At 70.1% G+C, this 19,927-nt stretch carries 24 protein-coding genes; 8 read left to right on the top strand and 16 right to left on the bottom strand.

Annotated elements, in window-relative coordinates; translation table 11 throughout:
• Window positions 1-79: 79 nt before the first annotated feature.
• Complete coding sequence (locus tag R8F63_03955; GenBank protein MDW3217746.1) at window positions 80-1,684, top strand: S8 family serine peptidase; 1,605 nt, start codon at window positions 80-82, stop codon at window positions 1,682-1,684.
• On the opposite strand, the gene R8F63_03950 is transcribed toward R8F63_03955, so the two are convergent.
• Window positions 1,636-1,992, bottom strand: coding sequence for a hypothetical protein (locus R8F63_03950; protein MDW3217745.1), 357 nt, complete (start codon window positions 1,990-1,992; stop codon window positions 1,636-1,638). The genes R8F63_03955 and R8F63_03950 overlap by 49 nt on opposite strands.
• A 39-nt stretch (window positions 1,993-2,031) precedes the next feature.
• Here R8F63_03950 and R8F63_03945 point away from each other — a divergent pair, with 39 nt between their 5' ends.
• A complete protein-coding gene (locus R8F63_03945) occupies window positions 2,032-3,003 on the top strand; it encodes a PD-(D/E)XK nuclease family protein (protein ID MDW3217744.1) in 972 nt (323 codons plus the stop codon).
• A gap of 21 nt (window positions 3,004-3,024) precedes the next feature.
• On the opposite strand, the gene R8F63_03940 is transcribed toward R8F63_03945, so the two are convergent.
• Window positions 3,025-4,344 carry an MFS transporter gene (locus tag R8F63_03940; protein ID MDW3217743.1) on the bottom strand — a complete coding sequence of 440 codons (1,320 nt, stop codon included), beginning with the start codon at window positions 4,342-4,344 and terminating at the stop codon, window positions 3,025-3,027.
• Between the two features lie 37 nt (window positions 4,345-4,381).
• On the opposite strand from R8F63_03940, the gene R8F63_03935 reads away from it, so the two are divergent.
• Window positions 4,382-5,143: an enoyl-CoA hydratase-related protein gene (locus R8F63_03935; GenBank protein MDW3217742.1), complete on the top strand. Its 762-nt coding sequence runs from the start codon at window positions 4,382-4,384 to the stop codon at window positions 5,141-5,143.
• Window positions 5,143-6,687 (top strand): AMP-binding protein, encoded by a 1,545-nt coding sequence (locus tag R8F63_03930; protein MDW3217741.1) that lies wholly within the window; start codon window positions 5,143-5,145, stop codon window positions 6,685-6,687. The genes R8F63_03935 and R8F63_03930 overlap by 1 nt, the downstream gene beginning before the upstream one ends.
• A 137-nt stretch (window positions 6,688-6,824) precedes the next feature.
• Here the strand turns inward: R8F63_03930 and R8F63_03925 are convergent, their stop codons facing one another.
• Genes R8F63_03925 through R8F63_03905 form a run of 5 tightly spaced genes read right to left on the bottom strand, consistent with a single transcriptional unit; the run spans window position 6,825 to window position 10,026 of the window.
• A complete protein-coding gene (locus R8F63_03925; protein MDW3217740.1) occupies window positions 6,825-7,418 on the bottom strand; it encodes a GNAT family protein in 594 nt (197 codons plus the stop codon).
• A gap of 20 nt (window positions 7,419-7,438) precedes the next feature.
• Entirely contained in the window at window positions 7,439-8,347 is a 909-nt protein-coding gene (locus R8F63_03920; GenBank protein ID MDW3217739.1) for a Ppx/GppA phosphatase family protein, read from the bottom strand.
• 1 nt (window position 8,348) lies between these two features.
• Window positions 8,349-8,807: a DUF501 domain-containing protein gene (locus tag R8F63_03915; protein MDW3217738.1), complete on the bottom strand. Its 459-nt coding sequence runs from the start codon at window positions 8,805-8,807 to the stop codon at window positions 8,349-8,351.
• Window positions 8,804-9,436, bottom strand: coding sequence for an SRPBCC family protein (locus R8F63_03910; protein MDW3217737.1), 633 nt, complete (start codon window positions 9,434-9,436; stop codon window positions 8,804-8,806). The genes R8F63_03915 and R8F63_03910 overlap by 4 nt, the downstream gene beginning before the upstream one ends.
• A complete protein-coding gene (locus R8F63_03905; protein ID MDW3217736.1) occupies window positions 9,427-10,026 on the bottom strand; it encodes a nucleotidyltransferase family protein in 600 nt (199 codons plus the stop codon). Before R8F63_03905 ends, R8F63_03910 begins: the two co-directional genes overlap by 10 nt.
• 84 nt (window positions 10,027-10,110) lie before the next feature.
• Here R8F63_03905 and R8F63_03900 point away from each other — a divergent pair, with 84 nt between their 5' ends.
• The 3 genes from R8F63_03900 to R8F63_03890 all read left to right on the top strand — a co-directional run bounded on the left by R8F63_03900 (window position 10,111) and on the right by R8F63_03890 (window position 12,185).
• Window positions 10,111-10,650 (top strand): hypothetical protein, encoded by a 540-nt coding sequence (locus R8F63_03900; GenBank protein ID MDW3217735.1) that lies wholly within the window; start codon window positions 10,111-10,113, stop codon window positions 10,648-10,650.
• Window positions 10,651-10,652: 2 nt separating this feature from the next.
• Window positions 10,653-11,429, top strand: coding sequence for a hypothetical protein (locus tag R8F63_03895; protein MDW3217734.1), 777 nt, complete (start codon window positions 10,653-10,655; stop codon window positions 11,427-11,429).
• Window positions 11,430-11,525: 96 nt separating this feature from the next.
• Entirely contained in the window at window positions 11,526-12,185 is a 660-nt protein-coding gene (locus R8F63_03890; GenBank protein ID MDW3217733.1) for a hemolysin III family protein, read from the top strand.
• 8 nt (window positions 12,186-12,193) lie between these two features.
• Here the strand turns inward: R8F63_03890 and R8F63_03885 are convergent, their stop codons facing one another.
• The 3 genes from R8F63_03885 to R8F63_03875 are packed head-to-tail and all read right to left on the bottom strand — an operon-like array spanning window position 12,194 to window position 13,494.
• Window positions 12,194-12,979, bottom strand: coding sequence for an XdhC/CoxI family protein (locus tag R8F63_03885; GenBank protein MDW3217732.1), 786 nt, complete (start codon window positions 12,977-12,979; stop codon window positions 12,194-12,196).
• Window positions 12,980-12,983: 4 nt separating this feature from the next.
• A complete protein-coding gene (locus R8F63_03880; GenBank protein ID MDW3217731.1) occupies window positions 12,984-13,298 on the bottom strand; it encodes an XdhC family protein in 315 nt (104 codons plus the stop codon).
• A 28-nt stretch (window positions 13,299-13,326) separates the two neighbouring features.
• Complete coding sequence (locus tag R8F63_03875; protein MDW3217730.1) at window positions 13,327-13,494, bottom strand: hypothetical protein; 168 nt, start codon at window positions 13,492-13,494, stop codon at window positions 13,327-13,329.
• A gap of 116 nt (window positions 13,495-13,610) precedes the next feature.
• On the opposite strand from R8F63_03875, the gene R8F63_03870 reads away from it, so the two are divergent.
• Window positions 13,611-14,069 (top strand): Lrp/AsnC family transcriptional regulator, encoded by a 459-nt coding sequence (locus tag R8F63_03870; GenBank protein MDW3217729.1) that lies wholly within the window; start codon window positions 13,611-13,613, stop codon window positions 14,067-14,069.
• Between the two features lie 9 nt (window positions 14,070-14,078).
• On the opposite strand, the gene R8F63_03865 is transcribed toward R8F63_03870, so the two are convergent.
• From R8F63_03865 to mazG, 6 genes are all read right to left on the bottom strand, one after another.
• Window positions 14,079-14,888, bottom strand: a complete 810-nt coding sequence (locus R8F63_03865; GenBank protein ID MDW3217728.1) for an ABC transporter permease — start codon at window positions 14,886-14,888, stop codon at window positions 14,079-14,081.
• On the bottom strand, window positions 14,885-15,694 hold the full coding sequence (locus R8F63_03860; GenBank protein MDW3217727.1) for an ABC transporter permease: 810 nt from the start codon (window positions 15,692-15,694) through the stop codon (window positions 14,885-14,887). Before R8F63_03860 ends, R8F63_03865 begins: the two co-directional genes overlap by 4 nt.
• Complete coding sequence (locus R8F63_03855) at window positions 15,691-16,641, bottom strand: ATP-binding cassette domain-containing protein (GenBank protein MDW3217726.1); 951 nt, start codon at window positions 16,639-16,641, stop codon at window positions 15,691-15,693. Before R8F63_03855 ends, R8F63_03860 begins: the two co-directional genes overlap by 4 nt.
• A gap of 70 nt (window positions 16,642-16,711) precedes the next feature.
• The gene (locus tag R8F63_03850) at window positions 16,712-17,029 is read right to left on the bottom strand and encodes a hypothetical protein (protein MDW3217725.1); all 318 of its coding nucleotides are present in this window, start codon (window positions 17,027-17,029) and stop codon (window positions 16,712-16,714) included.
• A gap of 9 nt (window positions 17,030-17,038) precedes the next feature.
• A complete protein-coding gene (gene eno, locus R8F63_03845) occupies window positions 17,039-18,319 on the bottom strand; it encodes a phosphopyruvate hydratase (protein MDW3217724.1) in 1,281 nt (426 codons plus the stop codon).
• Between the two features lie 170 nt (window positions 18,320-18,489).
• Window positions 18,490-19,923 (bottom strand): nucleoside triphosphate pyrophosphohydrolase, encoded by a 1,434-nt coding sequence (gene mazG, locus R8F63_03840; protein MDW3217723.1) that lies wholly within the window; start codon window positions 19,921-19,923, stop codon window positions 18,490-18,492.
• Between the last annotated feature and the right edge of the window lie 4 nt (window positions 19,924-19,927).

Here is a 19,927-nt window from a genome sequence, read left to right as displayed (position 1 = left end):
GAGCGGCGTTTGCCCCTCCGTTGCAGCGAATGTGACGAACGGACAGGGACTTTCGCGAGCACGGCGCAGCTTCGCCACGATGATCGTCGCCGGGATGGCGATGATGGCGACCACGGTCGCTCCGGCGGCCGCGGCGGATGAGCCCGAGCCGACCTACCAGTGGATCATCGAGCACGAGACGGCGCCGGGCGAGGCACCGAGCTTCGACGTCGTGGAGACGACCGTGGACGGCGCGCTCGGGCTGATGGCCGCGCCCGACGTCGCCGGGGTCGAGCTCGACGGGTTCGCCCGCCTGATGTGGGAGCCGACCGATCCCCACTACGTCGACCAGTGGGAGCACCACGTCACCGGCATCGAGACCGTCTGGGACACGACCCGGGGCAGCGAGGACACCGTGATCGCCGTCCTCGATTCGGGTGTCGTGCCCGGCCCGGAGTTCGGTGACCGGCTCCTCGGCGGCGTCAGCTTCATCGACGACGACCCGCACCACGACCCGCTCGGACACGGCACCTCGGTGGCCGGCGTGGCCGCGGCGGCCGCGAACAACGACATCGGCGGCGCCGGTGTCTGCTCCGAGTGCACCATCCTGCCCGTGCAGGTGGCGCTGTCCAACGGCAGCGTGCCCTGGTCCGCCGCGGCCGAGGGCATCGTCTGGGCCGTCGATCAGGGCGCCGACATCCTGAACCTCAGCTTCGGCTCGCCCAGCAACGCCTCGGTCATGCGCAGCGCGATCGAGTACGCCCTCAGCCGCGACGTGATCGTGATCGCCGCTGCCGGCAACTACGGCACCGACTCCCCCATCTACCCGGCCGCCTACGAGGACGTCATCTCCGTCGGTGCCCACGACGAGAACCACGGCCGCTACTCCTGGAGCAGCCACGGCACCTGGGTCGACATGGCCGCTCCCGGGTGTGCCCGCAGCGTCACCTCCTCCGGCACCGGCGTGGTCTGCGGCACCAGCTTCGCCACCCCGTGGACGGCCGGCGCCGCCGCCCTCCTGCTCGACGCCAACGGCACGATGTCGCCGGGTGCCATCGAGTCGGCGTTCGAGTCCACCACCATCGACCTCGACTGGGTCGAGACCGGCGCGGTCGGCGCGACGACGCTGCTGAACGGCCCGAGCCCCGCGGTTGCCGACGACGGACCGCGGACCGACTTCACCGACGTCGAGCGCGACGCCTTCTACGAAGAGGCCGTGGCCTGGATGGTCGCCGACGGCATCACGACCGGCACGAGCCGCACCACCTTCTCGCCGGACGACCACGTGACCCGCGGCCAGCTGGCCACCTTCCTGCACCGCTTCGCCGGCGAGCCGACGGGTGCGCCGGCCGCCCCCTTCACCGACACCGATCCGGCCGCCTACTACGCCGACGGCGTGAACTGGATGGTCGAACAGGGCATCACCAACGGCACCGGCCCGAACACGTTCTCGCCGAACGACGCCGTCACCCGCGGTCAGCTCGCCGCCTTCCTCCACCGCTACGCCGGCAGCCCCGAGGCGGCCGACGAGGCGTCGTTCACCGACGTCGCCCGCACCGCCTTCTTCGCCGCGGCCGTCGACTATCTCGTGTCCGAGTCGATCACGACCGGCACCAGCCCGACCACCTTCTCACCGGACAGCGCGGTCACCCGCGGTCAGCTGGCCACCTTCCTCTGGCGCTTCGCCGGCGAACCCATCGTCTGAGCGCCCGGATCATCGACGGCGAGCCACAACGCGGCCCGCACCCGATCGGCACGGGCACCGCTGAGACCGTTGGCGACCACGATCCCTTCGATCATGTCGCTCACCACGGCCGACCACGGCCGGCCCTTGAGTCGCACGGCTACGGACGGCACCCCACGACGCCGCCGCAGCGTGCGGTGCACGCCCTCGACCCCCGGCGGTGACCGGAACCCGGGCACGACGAGATCCCGAAGTCGGGCGGCTTGCCCGAGACTTCGGGCCGCGTTCGCGAACATGACGGACGTGGCGCCCGTACTCCTGGCCTCCATGGGTCCCATACTGCCGATGGGGTGTGACATTCTTCGTCCATGGCGTCGATCTCGGAGTCCGCAGCCGAGCTGAACCCGGCCCAGCAGGAGGTGCTCGACCTCCTCGGCGCGACCCGGGACGAGCGTCCGCGCTTCGACGCCGTGCTGCGCCACGAGCTGCAACGGGCGTTGGAGGACGGCCTGGAGCCCATGCTGACCCTGCTCGACGCCCGCACCGACGCGAAGCCGGGCGACAACATGTTCGTCTCGAAGTACGCCCTCGGCCAAGTGCTCGGCTGCGAACGGAAGTACGAGTTCGAGGAGCGCCAGCCGTTCGAGTGGAAGGTGCCCATCGCCCGCGGCACCATCGCCCACAAGGCCATCGAGCTGTCGATCCATTGGCGCCGCGAGATCGAGCCGCTCACCCTCGTGGACGAGGCGCTGGGCCGTCGAGCCGAGGGCATCGATCCGCTCGCCGACTGGCTCCAGACGGTCAGCGAGACGGAGCGGGCGGAGCTGCGGGGCTCCGTCAACGACCTCCTCGTGAAGTTCCTCGAGTGCTTCCCCCGCCTCAAGCCGGCCTGGTACCCGAGCACCGAGACACCGCTGCGGGTCGAGGTGCACGACCGGTTCATCCTGAGCGGCCGGGTGGACCTGTCGCTCGGCGTGGCCGACGGCTCGCTCGCCGGCAAGGTCCTCATCGATCTCAAGACCGGCAACTACTCGCCCCTGCACCGTGAGGACCTCCGCTTCTACGCCCTCCTCGACGCGATCCGTCTCGGCACCCCGCCCCGCCGGCTCGCGACGTACTACCTCGACCAGGGCCGCTTCCAGGTGGAGGACGTCACCGAGGACCTGCTGTTCTCCACCGTCGCCCGTGTGGTCGACGCGACCGAGCGCATGCTCGTGCTCGCGACCGGACAGCGCGACCCCAACACCGCGCCCGGCCCGGCGTGCCGCTGGTGCCCGGTGCTGAACGACTGCGACGACGGTCAGCGCCACCTGCGCACCGAGGACGACGACACCTGGTAGCGCCGCCGGCCTCGCCGAGGGTCAGCGGGGCGGCGCGGGCGTCGTCGGATGCACCTCTGCACTGACCGCCGGCTCGTAGACGCCGACCTCGTCATCGAGGCCCTGGAGCCGTCCGGTGATCGTGAGGCCGATCGCCACCAGCACCAGAACGATGCCCGACGCGATGTAGGTCTCCCGGGGCCCGAAGCGGTCGATCGCCTGGCCGAGCACGAGTAGGCCGAGCGGCGTCGCGAGCAGCAGGGACGTGATGTACACCGACAGCACCTTGGCTCGCACCGACTCGTCCACCTGGAGCTGGATGGCCGTGTTGAGCGTGGAGGCCGAGGCGATGTGGGCCATGCCCATGACGAACATCCCGCCGAGCGAGAGCACGAACCAGGGGGCCGCGCCGGCGAGCACGATGCCGGCGCCGTAGAGGACGAGCGCGTTCTGCTGGATGACCGAACGACTGAGGCGATGGCTCATGAAGGCGATCGCGGGCGACGCGATCACGGCGCCGAGACCCGCGGCGGCGAGCATCATGCCGAACCCGGTGTCGTTCTGACCGAAGACGTCCTCGGCGAGGGTGACCGACATCGTCTGCCCGGCGAGGCCGAAGAAGCCGATGATCGTCACGGTGCCGATCGCGGTCACGATCCCCGGACGGGTACGGACGTAGCCGATCGTGGCGATGAACTCCCGGATCGGGCGCATGCGATCGGTCGGCTCCGCGTGAATGCGCGGCATGGTGATCGCCACGAGCGACACGATCACTGCGAGATACGTGACCGTGTTGATCGTGAACGCCCAGCCGGCGCCCCACTCGCGCACGACAATGCCGGCGAGCAGCGGACCGAGGAGGCGGGCGACGTTGAACTGCGCACTGTTGAGCGTGATCGCACTCATCAGGTACTCACGGGGCACGAGCTCGCTGATGAACGCCTGCCAGGCCGGGAGGTTCAGCCCGGCCGCCACGCCGGTGCCGACCGCGGCCAGCACGTAGGCCCCGGGCGACCGGATCCCGGCGGACCACATGACGACGAAGCCGAGCGCGGCGACCGCCTGGAGCGACTGGGTGACGATCAGGATGTTGCGCCGGGCGTAGCGGTCCGCCAGCGCGCCGGCGAGCGGGCCGAGCAGGGCGGTCGGGATCTGCTGGGCGAAGCCGGCCAGACCGACCCAGGCCGCGCTGCCGTCCGTCAGGTCGTAGATGACGAGCGGGATCGCGACCGACTGGAACCAGCGGCCGATGTTGGAGATGACCGCGCCGATCCAGACCGTTCGGAAGTTGGCGAAGCCGAACGCCGCGAAGGGGCCGGGCGTGCCGGTGCCCTCGTCCTCGCTCCCCTGCCCCTCGCTCACGTTCTCACCGTACGGGGAAGGTGCCAGAATGCTCGCCATGGCCCTCATCGAGACCGAAGTCCGCGACCGCGTCGGGATCCTGACGCTGAACGACCCCGAGAAGCGCAACGCGATCACACTCGCGATGAACGACGAGATCCTCGCCGTCCTCGATGCGTGGGAGGCCGACGATGGGGTGGGTGCCGTCGTGTTGACCGGCGCGGGCAAGGGCTTTTGCGCGGGCGCGGACCTCGACGACCTCCTGGCCGATCAGGGGCCGGAGGGCATGAAGAAGATCTACGAGGGCTTCATCCGCATCGCCCACAGCTCGCTGCCCATCGTGGGCGCGATCAACGGCGCCGCGGTCGGTGCGGGTATGAACATGCTGCTCGCCTGCGACATCGCGATCGCCGCCCGTGAGCGGGCCCGCTTCGACTCGCGCTTCCTGCAGATCGCCCTGCACCCCGGCGGCGGCCACACCTGGCGCCTGCGTTCGATCGTCGGGCGCCAGACCACGATGGCGATGGTGCTCTTCGGTCAGGTGCTCTCCGCCGAGCGGGCCGCCGAAGCCGGGCTGGTGTGGCAGGTCGTGGACGACGCCGACCTGCTCGACGAAGCCGTTGCCATCGCCGCCGTCGCGGCCGGGCAGGGCAAGGAGCTGAACGCCCGCACCAAGGCGTCGATTCTCACGCTCGACACGGTCTCGGAGTCCGACGCAGCCGTCGACCACGAGCTCTGGCCGCAGCTGTGGTCGATGGAGCAGGGCGACTTCCGGGCCCTCGTCGAACGTCTCCAGAAGAACATCAGCTCGAAGAACTGATGGCGGTCGAGGTCGACCCGGTGACGGGTCTGGTCGAGCGACCGCCGCCCCGGCCGTATCCCTTCGGGCCGCCGTCGATCGCGTCGGTGCTCGACGGTCCGTTGGCCGACACTCCCGACCAGGTCGCGCTGATCGACGACGAACGCACGTGGACCTACGCCGAGCTCGATCTCGAGGTGGAACGCACCGCGGCGGCATTGGTGGCGATCGGGGCCGGGCCCGGGAGCCGGGTTGCCTGGACGCTGCCGAACTGCGCCGAGCTCCCCGTCGGGTTCCTCGCCACGCAGCGGATCGGCGCCCTGTGGCTCGGGGTGAACGCGCCGCTCGCCGGGCCGGAGAAGCAGTTCATCCTCGACGACGCCGAGGTCACGCACTACATCGCGACCGACGACGCCCTCGCGGAGGTGAGCGGCGCCGCCCGTCGGGTCAGCCGGGCCGAGTGGGTCGACCGGGTTGCGACGGCCGATCTCGACCGACCCGCGGTGGAGATCGATCCCCATGGGCCGGCTGCGCTCGCCTACACGTCCGGCACGACCGGCCGGCCGAAGGGCGCCGTGCACTCGCAGCACAATCTCGTGTGGCCAGGGCTCGTCACCCTCATCACCCACCCGCTCGCCCCCGGCGAGCGCCAGGGCACTCCCCTCGCCCACACGATCCTCAACATGCTCGTGCTCGGGCCCATCGCCGCGCTGGTGCGGGGCGGCACCGGTGTCGTCCTCCACTCGACCCGGGCGGAGGACTACGCAGCCGACGTCGCTCGCCACCGGATCACCCGCTCGACGATCGTGCCGACGATCGCCCACGATCTCGTCACCCGCGAGGTCGACCCGGCCCTGCTCGAGTCGCTCGAGTTCGTGGTGATCGGCGGCGCCGCGGTGAGCGGTGACGTGCGTCGCCGCTTCGCCGACCGGTTCGGCACACGAGCCATCGGCGGCTACGGGCTCAGCGAGGCACCCACGGGCATCGTGCGCGAGTCGGTGGACGAGCCGATCAGCGACACTGCCGCGGGCTATCCGATGGAGCCGTTCGAGATCTCGATCGTCGACGAGTCGGGCGCTGTGGTGCCGACCGGCGACGAGGGCGAGATCTGTGTGGGGGCAACGACGACCGGCGACTGGGCCGGCTGCTGGACGCCGATGCTCGGCTACTGGAAGCGCCCGGAGGCCACCGCGACGGCGTTGGCCGACGACGTGCTCCACACCGGCGACGTCGGCTGGCTCGCCGAGAACGGCCGGCTCACCATCAGCGGCCGTCGCTCCGAGCTGATCCTGCGGGGCGGCGCCAACGTCTACCCCGTCGAGGTCGAAGCGGTGCTGCTCGCGCATCCGGCCGTGGCCGAGGCGGCGGTGCACGGTGTCGCCGACGACCGTCTCGGCGAGCGGGTCCACGCCACCATCGTCACGTCCGCCGACGTGGACGATGCCGAGCTCCGCGCCCATTGCGCTGCGTCACTCGCCGCCTACAAGGTCCCCGACGCCTTCACCCGCGTCGCCGCCCTCCCCCGCAACGCCATGGGCAAGATCCGCAAAACCGACCTCCCCTAAGGGGATCTATGGTCACGAAAGGGTCGTTCTGGACGGCTTCGGGCCCCAGATTTCGACCCTTTCATGACCATAGATCCTTCTCGCGGAAGGTCCTTCTCGCGGAAGGTCCTTCACGCGGAAAAGGTCCTTTTCGCTGGCTAGAAGCCGATCCATTCGGCGATGAGGTCCTCGCGGCGTTCGTCCCACTCTTCGGCGGTCATGGCGTAGCGGATGTGGTCCTCCCAGACGCCGTTGATCTCCAGATACCGCTCCGCGGTGCCCTCGTCGCGCAGCTTGAGCTTCTCGGCGACCCGGCGGCTGGCGGCGTTGCGGGGCACGATCGCCGCCTGCACGCGGTGCAGGTGCAGCTCCTCGAACGCGAACCGGGCGGCCACGACGAAGGCCTCCGGGGTGTAGCTGTTGCCGGCGAGGGCTTCGTCGATCCAGTAGCCGACGTAGCAACTCTGGAACGGTCCCCGCTGGATCGAATTGAGGTTGATCTCGCCGCCGAACACGCCGTCGACGAAGATCCCGAACCCGTAACCGGTGCCGAGCTGGCGTTCCCGTTGACGGGCCGAGCACCGCACGGAGAACGCCTGCGCGTCCTCGACGACGTCCGGCGATCCGGGCAGCCGGGCCGGCTCCCACTTGGTCAGCCAGTCGCTGTTGCGGCGCCTCACCTCCTGCCATTTCGTGAAGTCGGCCGCGTCGAGGGGGCGCAGGAGGACTCGTCGACCGAACAGCGTGCTCACGGCCGGTGATCGTAGGGCAATCAGTCGTCGAACAGGGAGAACGCCAGCCCGTCGAGGATGTCGGCCTCGCTCACGAGGACCTCCTCGATCCCGAACTGGCGCATGATCCGCACGAGGATGCTCATGCCCGCGACGATCGTGTCGACCCGGCCCGGTTCGAGTCCGGGATTGTGGGCCCGGTCCTCCCGGTTCTCCACGGCGACGGTGCGGTAGACGTCTTCGGCCGCGTCCTTGGTCAGCCGGAAGTGGTGCACCCGGTCGCGGTCGTATTCGGGAAGCCCGATCTCGACCATCGCGGCGGACGAGACCGTGCCCGCCAGCCCGATGAAGGTGCGTGCCGCGGAGGCCTGCGGGATCTCCCTCGCCACATCGTCGAGATGCGCCTCGGTGATCGAGAGGCAGGCCACCAACTCCTCGGGCGCCGGCGGGTCCGACTCGATGTACTTCTCGGAGAGGCGCACGCAGCCGATGTCGAGCGAGATCGCGGCGGTCGCCTCCTCGAGGCCGTAGGCGAACTCGGTGGAGCCGCCACCGATGTCGAACACGAGGAACGGCCCGTCCGCCGGATCGAGCTCAGCGGTGGCTCCCCGGAACGAGAGCCGCCCCTCCTCGAGCCCGCTCAGCAGCTCGGGCCGGGCGCCCACCACGGCCTCGGCCGCGTCGAAGAACTCGTCGCGGTTCGCCGCGTCACGGGCGGCGCTGGTGGCGGTGATCCGCACCCGTTCGACGCCGTGGCGGTCCATGACCCCGCGGTACTCCGTCAGGCACGCCAGCGTGCGGGCGATCGCTTCCTCGTTGAGCCGACCGGTGGCGTCCACACCGTCACCCATGCGGGTGATGGTCATCAACCGCTCGACCGTGGACGTGCCGTCGTGGACGAGCAGGCGGGTGGAGTTCGTGCCGCAGTCGATCGCTGCAACGGTCACCATGTCAGTCGTCCTCCGCGTTCGTCAGCTGATCGGCGACCCACCGGCCGACCGGATCGTCGCCCCCGGCGAGATACCAGGCGTAGTGGGCATGCAGGCACTTCACGCCCCGGCGGGTGCCGCCGACGCCTGCCGAGGGGCGCGGGCCCTCGTGCTCCTCGGGGATGGCGGCCTCGCGCTCGGCGGCGTAGCGGGCATGCGCCGCCTCGAGCTCGGCCGGATCCACGGCGTCCTCAGCCCGGCGAACGCCACCCTCGCTCTCGAGTCGTCCCACGTCGCGCCGTGCCCTCTCGCCGACGAGCCAGTAGCGCGTCGGCATGGGACGACCGTCGTCGAGAAGCGGCGCGTTGCGCAGCACGACGGGATCGCCGGTCTCGTCCCGCACGACCACCTCGAACGCGCCACCGGGCGGACGGCCGAGCAGCTCCTCGACCCGCTCGCGGTCCGCGGCAGTCGCGTTCATCGGCGCATCCGGCGCAGCCGGCGGATCCGGCCGACCAGCACGAACGAGGCAGCCACGGCGATCGCCAGCGCGACCACCCGCTTGAGGATGGGCGTGCGCGCCGCGTCCATCAGGTCGATCGCCTCCGGCTCGGGCATCTCGACGGTGCGGCGGGGCGGCCGCCGCTCGGTCGGCCGATCCACGCCGGCCGCCATCAGCGCGTCGAGGTTCTCGGCGAACTGGGCGACGAGGGTCTCCCCGACGTCGGCGATGACCCCCTTGCCGAGCCCCGCGACCCGGCCGGTGAACGTCAGATCCGTGTCGAGGTTGACCTGCGTCGTCGTGTCCGAAACGGCCTCGAGATGCGCCGTGAGGGTGGCCTCCGCCTTGCCCTCGCCATCGGCGTCGAGACCCTGCCCGTGGACCACGACCTTGTAGTCGGCCGGACTCTGGGACACCACGGTCGCCTCACCGGCGTACTCGGACGTGATCGGCCCCGTCTTCACGTGGATGACGCCACGGAACTCGCGGCCGTCGACCTCGCGCAGCTCGGCACCCGGGACACAACGGGCGATCTGTTCGATGTCGGTCAACACCGCCCAGGTGTGGTCGATCGGATGGCCGACCTCGAAGCTGTTGCTCAGGTCCACCGGCGCAGATCCTGGAGGGTGTCGACGTCGGCGTCGTCGCCTTCGCACGGAACGGCCTCGACCATCTCCGGCCGCTCGCGCATCAGGCGGCGGGCGCCCTCGTCACCCGAGACCGGCAACGACGCCCATTGCGAAGCCGCGAGGCGCACCGGAGGTCGCGGGCCCTTGCCGAAGTCGGCGGCGGCGATGTCGCCGGTGGCGTCGCCCACCGCGCGCCACGCGTCCGGCGAGACGCCCGGCTGGTCACCGAGGCCGACGACGACGGCGTCGTGCCCCCGGGCATCGGCGTAGAGCGTCGCCGCTCGCAGCGATGTGGACTGACCGTCCTCCCAGCGTTCGTTGTGGAGGATCGTGACGTCGTCCGGCATCACGTCGACGAGATCGACGCAACCGCCGACCACGATCACTTCGTCGAACCCGGCGGCCCGGGCGTTGTCGACGGCGTGGCGGACGATCGGCTTCCCTCGCACGACCGTCAGGAGCTTGTGCTTCGGACCGGCGAAACGCGTACCCGCACCGGCCGCGAGGATCACGGCGGCCGTGCTGGTCGGGGCCACTTCTCTGGCCGGGTACACCTCGTCGGTCGTCATGGGCACAGTCTGGCGCCTTCCGGCCCGGCTCCCTCGCCCCGGCCCGCCCGCGACGTCGGCAGCGTCACGGCGTAGGGTGCCCCGATGGAATCGAACGTCGATCCCACCATGCCCGTGTCGACCAACCGGCCGCCGGCCGTGCGCGTCACGATGCTCCTCGCCGACTCGGCCCAGGTGGCGGACGGCAAGCTGTTCATCCTCGGTGGTGGCATCACCGCGATCGGCCCCCGCCCCCAGCCGATGGGCGTGGCGATCCGCATCGAGGTGCCGTGGGACCGGGCCAATGTTCCCCACCAGTGGCGTATCGATCTCCTCGACGAGGACGGCCACCCCTTCACCGTGCGGGACAAGCCGCTCGTCGTCCACGGCCGCTTCGAAGCCGGACGGCCAGCCGGCCTGAAACCCGGCACGCCGCTCGCGGTGCCGCTCGCGATCAATTTCCCGGCGATTCCGGTCACCCCGGGAAAGAGCTACACCTGGCAACTCTCGATCGACGGCGGTACCCACGTCGACTGGCGCCAGAGCTTCCACGTCCGTGCCGGCAAGCCGGCGTCCCCCGCCGGCCCGCCCCCCGCCCCCGAGGCGAACCCCGACGACCCAGGACGCCTCCCCGGCCTGGACTGACCATGCGGCGTGTCCTCGTTGTCCTCGGATGTGCGCTGGCGCTCTCGGCGTGCGAGGTGACGGAGACGCTCCACATCGGCGAGGACGGGACGGGCACCTACTCGGTCGAGTGGATCGTCGACCCCGACGATCCGGGCTTCCTCGGGATCGACATCGTCGGGGCGTTCGAGGACGTCGATCTGGATGCGTACGACCGGGCGGACGGGCGTCGGTTCATCGTTGAGATCCTCGCTCTCCGCGGGAATGAGCCGTTCCTGGACGAGATCGCCGACTCGTTCGACATCCGACGGGACGACGGACGTCTCGTGTTCGACTTCACGATCTCGTTGGCGACGTATCTCACCCAGGCCGTCGATGAAGGAACGGTGTTCGCCGACCTCACCCTCGAGAACGACGGCGACGACTGGCGACTCCGAGCCGACAGCCGCTCGTCGGTCGAGCACTTCCTCCAGGAGCTGTTCGCACTCGAGAGCTCCCCGTTCGAGAACGTGGACACCACGTCTCCGGACTTCTTCCCGATGACCTTCCGAGCTCGCGTGCAGGTCGAGGGCGACATCACGTCGTCCGATGCCCACATCGTCGAGGACGGAATCCACATCTGGGAGTGGTCGCTCGGCGGTGAAGATCGGCCGGGTGTCGACCTCGGCTGGTCCACCGCCGACACCTGGGCTCGTCCCCGTCTGATCGCGCTCGGTGCGTTGATCCTCGCCGCGTTCGGCGCGATCGTCGCCATACTCGTGTGGGGCTTCGGCGTCCCCCGCCGCTCCCCTGCGCCCTGACCCCCCCCAACCCCGAACTGGTGAAAACTGATCGGGTTTCGCCCGATGAGTTCCCACCAGTTCGAAGAGTCTTTCGAGAAGATTGAGGATCCTGCGATGCTCGACACCACTGATCCGGATCTCGTGAAACCGCTCCTGCGGGGCCGCTCCCACGAGTACGCCTTCTTCGTCGCGCTCACGCTGGCGCCGATCATGATCGCCGCCGCCCCGGGCGTCAGGCCGCGCCTGGTGATCGCCCTCTACGTCGCCGCGATCACCGGCCTGTTCGGGATCAGCGCCCTCTACCACCGCGTCGACTGGGCGCCGAAGGCCCGCTCGCGCATGAAGCGGCTCGACCACTCGATGATCTTCATCGCGATCGCCGGCACCTACACGCCGATCGCGGTCTTCGCGCTGTCTCCCGGCGTGGCCCGGGTCGTGCTGCCGGTCGTGTGGATCGGGGCGCTGGTCGGCATCGTCGTGCGCAACCTCTGGCCCGACGCGCCCAAGCCCCTCGCCGCCGCGCCCTACGTCGCCGTGGGCTGGGTGGCGGTCTTCGTCATGTTCGACATGTGGTCGAGCCTCGGCGTGGCCGGGTTCACCCTCGTCGCCGTGGGCGGCCTGCTCTACACCTTCGGCGCGGCCGTCTACGCCCTCCGACGCCCCAACCCGTGGCCCCACCACTTCGGCTACCACGAGATCTTCCATCTCTTCGTGATCGGCGGCGCCGCGCTTCACTACGTGAGCGTGGCGTTCGTCGCGATCCCCAAGGCTTGACCGGCCCGTCAGCCGTGGATCGGGCCCTCGGTCTCGGAGAGCGCCTGGGCGATGCGTCCGGTGCGTTCGCCGATGATCTCGGCGACGATCGACACCGCCGTCTCCTCGGGCGTGCGGGCGCCGATGTCGAGCCCGATCGGTGACCGCAGTCGGTCGAGACCGGCCTGGTCCACGCCGGCGTCGACGAGGCGCGCGGTCCGGTCGTCGTGGGTCCGACGGCTGCCCATCACCCCGATGTAGCCCACGTCGGTCGTGAGCGCGGCGGTGACGGCGGGGACATCGAACTTCGCATCGTGGGTGAGGATGCAGACGGCGTCGCGGGGGCCGAGGTCGGCACCGATCTCGGCGAGCAGCCGGTCCGGCCAGTCGACGACCACGTCGTCGGCCATCGGGAAACGTGCCGGCGTCGCGAAGACCTCGCGGGCATCGCAGACCGTCACCCGGTAGCCGAGCAGCTTGCCGACGCGGGCGAGCGCCGCGGTGAAGTCGACCGCTCCGAAGATCACCATCTTCGGCGGCGCCGCGAAGCTCTCGATGAACACGGACACCACGCCCTCGCGGGCCTCGCCGTGCTCGCCATAGTGGCGGATGCCGGACCGCCCGGCCGCCAGCTCGCCGATGGCGTCTCGGGCCACGACCCGGTCGAGGTCCTCGTTCCCCAGTGACCCTTCCGCATCGCCACTCGGACGCACGAGCAGCTTCGCGCCGGTACCGGGGCCCTCGATGATCGTCGCCAGCGCGACGGGATCCTCGGCCTGCACTGCGTCACGCAGATGGTCGTACACCGCGCCCATCAGGTCACCAGTCCAGTGGCTCGATGAACAGATGGATCGTGCCGCCGCACGTGAGCCCGACGGCGAAGGCCTCGTCGTCGCTGTAGCCGAACGTGACCATCCGGCGCTCGCCGGTGTCGAGCACGTCGAGCGCCTCGACGACGACGGCGCCCTCGACACAGCCGCCGGAGACCGAACCGGCGACATCGCCGGCCTCCGAGACGACCATGGCGGCGCCCGGCAGCCGGGGGCCGGAGCCCTCGAGGTCCACGACGCGCGCGACGGCGACTCGTTGCCCGGCGGCGCGCCAGCGGTCGATGTCGGCGAACAGTTCCTTCACGGCTCCAGCATGCCCGCTGGAGCGTCGATCAGGCGACGTTCAGGCCGCGGACCCGGGCGCGTGCCGCGTCGAGGTCGCGCCGGCTGGCGGCGAGATCGGCGACGGACGCATGGTTCCGACGGAGGTCCTGATGGGCGTTCCACCGGCAGGTCAGCTCGGCGAACTGGTTCTCGAAGTCACGGGGATCGGTGTTCATGACGCCATGATACCGAAGCCGCCGCCGACGATTCCGTGGAATCCTCGCTCCTGACCGATATCTGACCTGAGATTTTGAAGCCGGATCGTCATACTCACCTTGCTATCATCGGCACCATGCCGTGGACGCCTCCGAAACCGATCGACCCGATCAACCGCCGGATCCTGAGCGAACTGGCCGCCGACGGTCGGGTCAGCATGCGTGAGCTCGGCGAGCGGGTCGGCCTCTCCGCCCCGGCGACGACCGAGCGGGTCCGTCGCCTCGAGCGCGACGGCGTGATCCGCGGCTACCGCACCGTCATCGACCCCGACGCCTTCGGCTACCCCATGCTGGTGGTCGTCCGGGTGCACTCGGCCGGCCCCAACGCGGCCGAGGTCGACCGGCTCGCCCAGGAGACGCCCGAGGTCGTCGAGTGCCATCGCGTGACCGGCAGCGAGTCCCACGTCATCCGGGTGCGGGTCCGTGACGTCGCCCATCTCAACGAGGTGGTCGAGCGCTTCTGGGAGTACGGCGACACGATCACGAACGTGGTGACCACGACCCCGGTGGTGCTGCGGGACGTGCCGCTCGAGTGAATCCCGGTGTCAGGGGGCGCGACGCTCGAGCTCGAGCCGGGCCCACGCCAACATCACCGGAATGCCGATCCCCAGCACGAGCAGGCCGGGCCAGGTCTGCGCCCAGGTGACGTCACCGATGAAGCCCTGCCGGGTGAGGCGCAGGAGGTTCGTGATCGGGTTGACCCGGGCGACGCCGTGCATCCAGCCGCTCAGGAGCGTGATCGGCACCTGACCGATCGACGGGAACATCAGCGAGAACGACACCATCTGCACGATGGCCATCGCCTTCACGTCGCCGATGCGCAGCACGACCGCCAGCGCGAACGAGCCGAAGAGCAGGGCACCGCCGATCCCGCCGACATACGCCATGAGCACCCCCAGCACGCCGCCGGGGGCGGACAGATCCTGAAACGTGGCGACGATCAGCACGACCGTGATCGGCATCATGGCTCGCACCAGCGTGTAGACGAGCGGCGCGACGAGGATCGCCGAACGGCGGATCGGGCTGACCAGCAAGCGGTCGACGAACCCGCTCTCGAGATCGTTCGCCATCGCACCGGCGGTGCCGACACCGGCGAACGACGCGCCCTGGAGCATCGCGAAGGCGGCGACCCAGTTGACGATCTTCGGCGTCGGGTAGCCCTCCACCCGCGTGATGCCGTCGAAGCTGCCGGTGAACGCGATGACGAAGAACATGGGCATCACCACCATCGGCACCGTGATCGACGGAAGCCGAACGAGCCGGGTCAGGTTGCGACGGGCCATCCCCGCGATGGTGGGGACGAACGGGACGTACTCGTCGGTCGTCGTGGCGCGCACCGGCGCGGTCGTGGTCATGAGACGCGCAACCGCCGCAGATAGGCCCGATACGCGAGACCGAGCGAGAAGACGGCGACCAGCGCCGTCATCGACAGCGCCTGCCCGAAGTCCGACCAACTCCAGCCGGAGATCACCAGGTTGCGGGTGGGGTTGATGATGAGGGTGAACGGATTGACCTCGGCGACCGACTGGTACCAGCCCTTCATCAGCGCGGTCGGGAAGAAGGCGGAGCTGATGAAGATCATGACGAAGATCAGCGGGAACATCGCCTGCGTGGCCTCGGTGCTGCCGGTGCGGATCGCCACCGCGAGCCCGAAGCCCGACAGGGCGACGCCGAGGGCGACCGAGATGATGACCAGGGCGACGGCCCCGGCCAGCCCGCTCTTCACCGGAGCGCCGAAGACGAGGAACACGCCCATCAGGAACATCGCCTGCACCGCCGCGGCCGATGCCGCACCGGCGACCCGCCCGATCAGGACGCTCTGGCGGGCGACGGGGCTGGAGATCAGGCGGTCGAAGAAGCCGGTCTCGATGTCGGTCGCCATGTCGCTCCCCGCGTTGGACGCGTTGAACGCGATCCCCTGGAGGATCGACGACGGCAGGATGAACTGGAGGAACGAATCGACCTCGGGAAAGGCCGGCAGATCGACGGCCCGCGAGAACTGTGAGGCGTAGACCGCCGCCATGAGCAGGGGGAACACGAGGCCCGGGATGAAGTCCGTCGGCCGCCGAAACGTCGCCACCGTGGCGCGCACCGAGAGCGACCAGACCTGTTCGACCGTGACCAGGAGCCGCGATCGCGGGGCGTCGAGGACGGCCGTCATGTCGTTTCGGCGCCCTCGAGCCGGCGTCCGGTCGCATCCGCGAAGACGTCGTCGAGGCTCGGCGAGTCCAGCTCGACATGGGCGACCGGCACACCCTGCTCGTCGAGGGCGCGCACGACGTCGGCGAGTCGGGCCGCGCCGTCCTTCAGCCCGATGGCGACACGTCCGGCCCGGGCCGGACGTTCGTCCCCGAACGTCGCCATCACGGATCGGGCGATGTCGATCATCACGGCATCCCCCACCTCGATCCGGAGCGTGGGATCGCCGACCTGTTCCTTCAGCGTGGTCGGGTCGCCCTCGCGCACGATCTTGCCGCCGTCGATGATCGCGATGCGGCCGGCGAGCTCGTCGGCCTCCTCGAGGTACTGGGTGGTGAGGAACACCGTCGTGCCCTCGTCGTTCAGCGAGCGCACCTCTTCCCACACGGCCAGGCGGCTCGTCGGGTCCAGGCCGGTCGTGGGCTCGTCGAGGAACAGCACGGTGGGTCGGTGGATGAGGGCCAGGGCGAGGTCGAGCCGGCGCCGCATGCCGCCCGAGTAGGTGCCGACGCGGCGATCACCCGCCGCGGTGAGTCCGACCCGTTCGAGCAGCTCGTCGGAACGGGCGATGCCGACCTTGCCGCCGAGGCCGTGCAGGACGGCCTGGAGCCGGAGCAACTCGTTGCCCGTCATCAGCGGATCGATCGCCGCGTCCTGAAGGGCGACGCCGATCGAGCGCCGCACCGCGTTCGCGTCCTTCACCACGTCGAATCCGGCCACCCGGGCCGTGCCTGCGGTCGGTCGCAGGAGGGTGACGAGCATGCGCACGGTGGTGGACTTGCCGGCGCCGTTCGGGCCGAGAAAGCCGAAGATCTCCCCGGCGTCCACCGAGAGATCGATGCCGTCAACGGCGCGCAGGTCTCCGAACGTGCGGACGAGACCGACTGCTTCGACTGGTTTCGCGGTCATCGAGCCCCCTGCACGCGTGTCGGCTCACGGTAGCGCCGCGCGTCGGCCGCGCCCGACTCTGGAACGCCGTTCAGGGTGTCGGATGTGTCACACAGCCCTGGAGGCCGGGAACGGCGTAGAGCTCCTCGCCGGGTTCCACGTAGAAGCTCCGGCAGCGGGCCGCCACGTCGAACCCGTCGGGCCCGAGAATCCCCTCGATGTCGCCCTCGATCGCGTCGATCTCGGCCTGGAGCGCGGCGCGGCGGACCCGGGCGTCGTCCAGTTCACCTCGCTGGTCGAACCAGTTGCCGACCGGGATCGCGGCGAGCCCGACGCCGACGGACAGCGTGATCGCGGCGAGGCCGGCCCGCACGATGCGGCCGGAACGCGGCGCGGCGGCTTCAGCCATGACGGACGCTCACGATCCACCGGCCAGGGCGGCCATCCCGCGGAACGCGGCAGCTTCACCGAGCTGCTCCTCGATGCGCAGGAGCTGGTTGTACTTGGCGACACGGTCCGAGCGAGCCGGCGCCCCCGTCTTGATCTGACCGCAGTTCGTGGCGACGGCGAGGTCGGCGATCGTGTTGTCCTCGGTCTCGCCGGAGCGATGCGACATCACCGACGTGTAGCCGCTGCGGGTCGCCATCTCGACGGCGTCGAGCGTCTCGGTGAGCGAACCGATCTGGTTGACCTTGATGAGGATCGAGTTGGCGGTGCCGGACTCGATGCCCCGACCGAGCCGCTCGGTGTTGGTGACGAACAGGTCGTCGCCCACGAGCTGGATCCGCGAACCGACGGCTTCGGTGAGCGCGGCCCAGCCGTCCCAGTCGTCCTCGGCCATGCCGTCCTCGATCGACACGATCGGGTAGCGGTCACACAGCCCCGCGAGCTCGGCGACCATCTCGTCGGGCGTCAGCCGGCGCCCTTCGCTGGCGAGGTCGTAGACCCCGTCGCGGAAGAACTCGGTGGACGCCACGTCCATCGCGATCGCCATGTCGTCACCCGGCGTCAATCCGGTTCGTTCGATCGCGTCGATCAACAGCTGGACGGCTTCCTCGTTGCTGCCGAGATCGGGCGCGAACCCGCCCTCGTCGCCGACCGCGGTGGACAGACCCTTCTCGTGGAGCACGCCCTTGAGCACGTGGTACGCCTCCACGCCCCAGCGCATCGCCTCGGAGAACGACGCCGCGCCGACCGGCATGAACATGAACTCCTGGTAGTCGACACTGTTGTCGGCGTGCTCGCCGCCGTTGAGCACGTTCATCATCGGCACCGGGAGGACGTGGGCGTTCGAGCCACCCACGTGGCGCCAGAGGGGAATCTGGAGTTCGGTGGCCGCGGCGTGGGCCGCGGCGAGGCTGATGCCGAGGATCGCGTTGGCGCCGACCCGGCCCTTGTTGTCCGTGCCGTCGACCGCGATCATCGCGGCGTCGACGCCCCGCTGGTCGACGGCGTCGAGGCCGGCGACCGCGTCGGCGAGCTCACCGTTCACGAAGCCGACGGCGGTCAGCACACCCTTGCCGTTCATCCGGTCGCCACCGTCGCGCAACTCGACCGCCTCGAAGGCGCCGGTCGATGCGCCGGACGGGACCATGGCGCGGCCGAGCGCGCCCGAGTCGAGTTCGATCTCGACCTCGACGGTCGGGTTGCCTCGGGAATCGAAGACCTCTCGGCCGTGGACTCGCTCGATGATGCTCACTGCGCGTTTCCTCTGTGGTGCGGTCGTTCTGGGTCGGAACCCGGGTGGATGTTACCGACCATCGCGCGCAGCGTGAGGTATTCGCGCGATCCGCGCGACGGTCGAAGGATCCTCCGACCGCCGGGATCCCGTTCAGTCTCGCGTCCGCGCCGGCCGGAATCCAGTCGTCTTCAGTCCGCCGCCTTCGCCCGTTGCCACAGGGACTCCAACTCCGGGACCGACGCCCCCGCGATGTCCAGCCCGTCGTCCGCCGCCATCGCCTCGACCGAACGGAACCGGCGGATGAACCGGTTGGCGGCGCCCCGCAGGGCGGACTCGGGGTCGATGTCGAGCCGGCGGGCGACCTGCACGGCGGCGAAGAGCAGGTCACCGACCTCGTGCTCGGACGGATCCTCACGCACTTCGGCGAGCTCGTCCTCCACGTCGGCGTAGGCGACCTCCGGCCCACCGGACCAGTCGAAACCGACACCGGCGGCCCGCTTCTGCGACTTCAGGGCGAAGAGCAGCGCCGGAAGGGCTGACGGGATGCCGTCCATCGCCGACTCGCGTCCCTTCTCCTCCCGCTTGATCGCCTCCCAGTTGGAGAGGACCGTGTCGGCGTCGTCGGCGCTGACGTCGCCGAAGACGTGGGGATGACGCACCACCAGCTTGTCGTGCACCCCGCGGGCGACATCGGCGACGGTGAAGGCGCCGCGCTCGGAGGCCAGCCGGGCGTGGAAGAAGATCTGGTAGAGCAGGTCCCCCAGCTCCTCGGCGAGGTGCTCGTCGAGATCGGCGTCGTACTCGTCGTCGGCCAGGGCGGCCCGAGCGTCGATCGCCTCCAGCGTCTCGTGCGTCTCCTCGAGCAGGTGCTGACGGAGGCTGGCGTGGGTCTGCTTGCGGTCCCACGGGCACTGTTCGCGCAGCACCCGCACGAGCTCCTCGAACCGGGCGAACTCGGGGGCGACGGGTTCGGTCAGCGGGCCGATCCAGAGCGAGGTCAGGTGGTCGGCAGCGACGTCGCGGTCGAGATCGGCCCACGCGACGGGTGACACCGTCTCGCTGTCGAGCCCGAGGTGGCGCAGGACGATCACCTCCGACGGCGGCTCGTCGATCGCCAACTTGATGTCCGACAGCACGGCCTTCGAGTGACAGTGGGCGACGAGGAACGGGCCGGCCCGGCCAGCAGCCTGCTCGGCGAAGCGATGGCCGTCGATCAGCGTCACGTTGGACTCGACGGGGTCGCCCATCCGCTGCCAGACGAGATCGAGGAAGGAGACCGCGGGGAGTTCGACGAGTCCGACCCCGGCGGCCCCGGCTCGCTCCCGCAGGATCGCCACGCTGCGCTCGAGGACGAGCGGCGAGCCGGGAACCGCGTAGAGCAGGTCGCCGGCCGCCGCCTCGTCGATCAGGCGGGCCGCGATGGTCTCGTAGACCTCGTCGAAGTCGGCGGCCGTCTCGTAGACGTCGTCGAACGACACCGCAGTGGGGGCCAGCACGGCCGCCGCCGGGTGGCGGGTCGTGCGGACGAAGCAGCGGGCGGCCGCGGCGATCGCGTCCGTGGTCTGCGCGGTGACGAGCGATCCGTCGGCGGGCCCGAGCCCGACGATCGTGATCGTGCCCATCGCG

The sequence above is a fragment of the Acidimicrobiales bacterium genome (assembly GCA_033344915.1).
In the GTDB taxonomy this organism is placed as follows: Bacteria; Actinomycetota; Acidimicrobiia; order Acidimicrobiales; family Aldehydirespiratoraceae; genus JAJRXC01.
The sequence above is the reverse complement of the archived record's forward strand: the minus strand, read 5'-3'. Positions and strand labels throughout refer to the sequence as shown.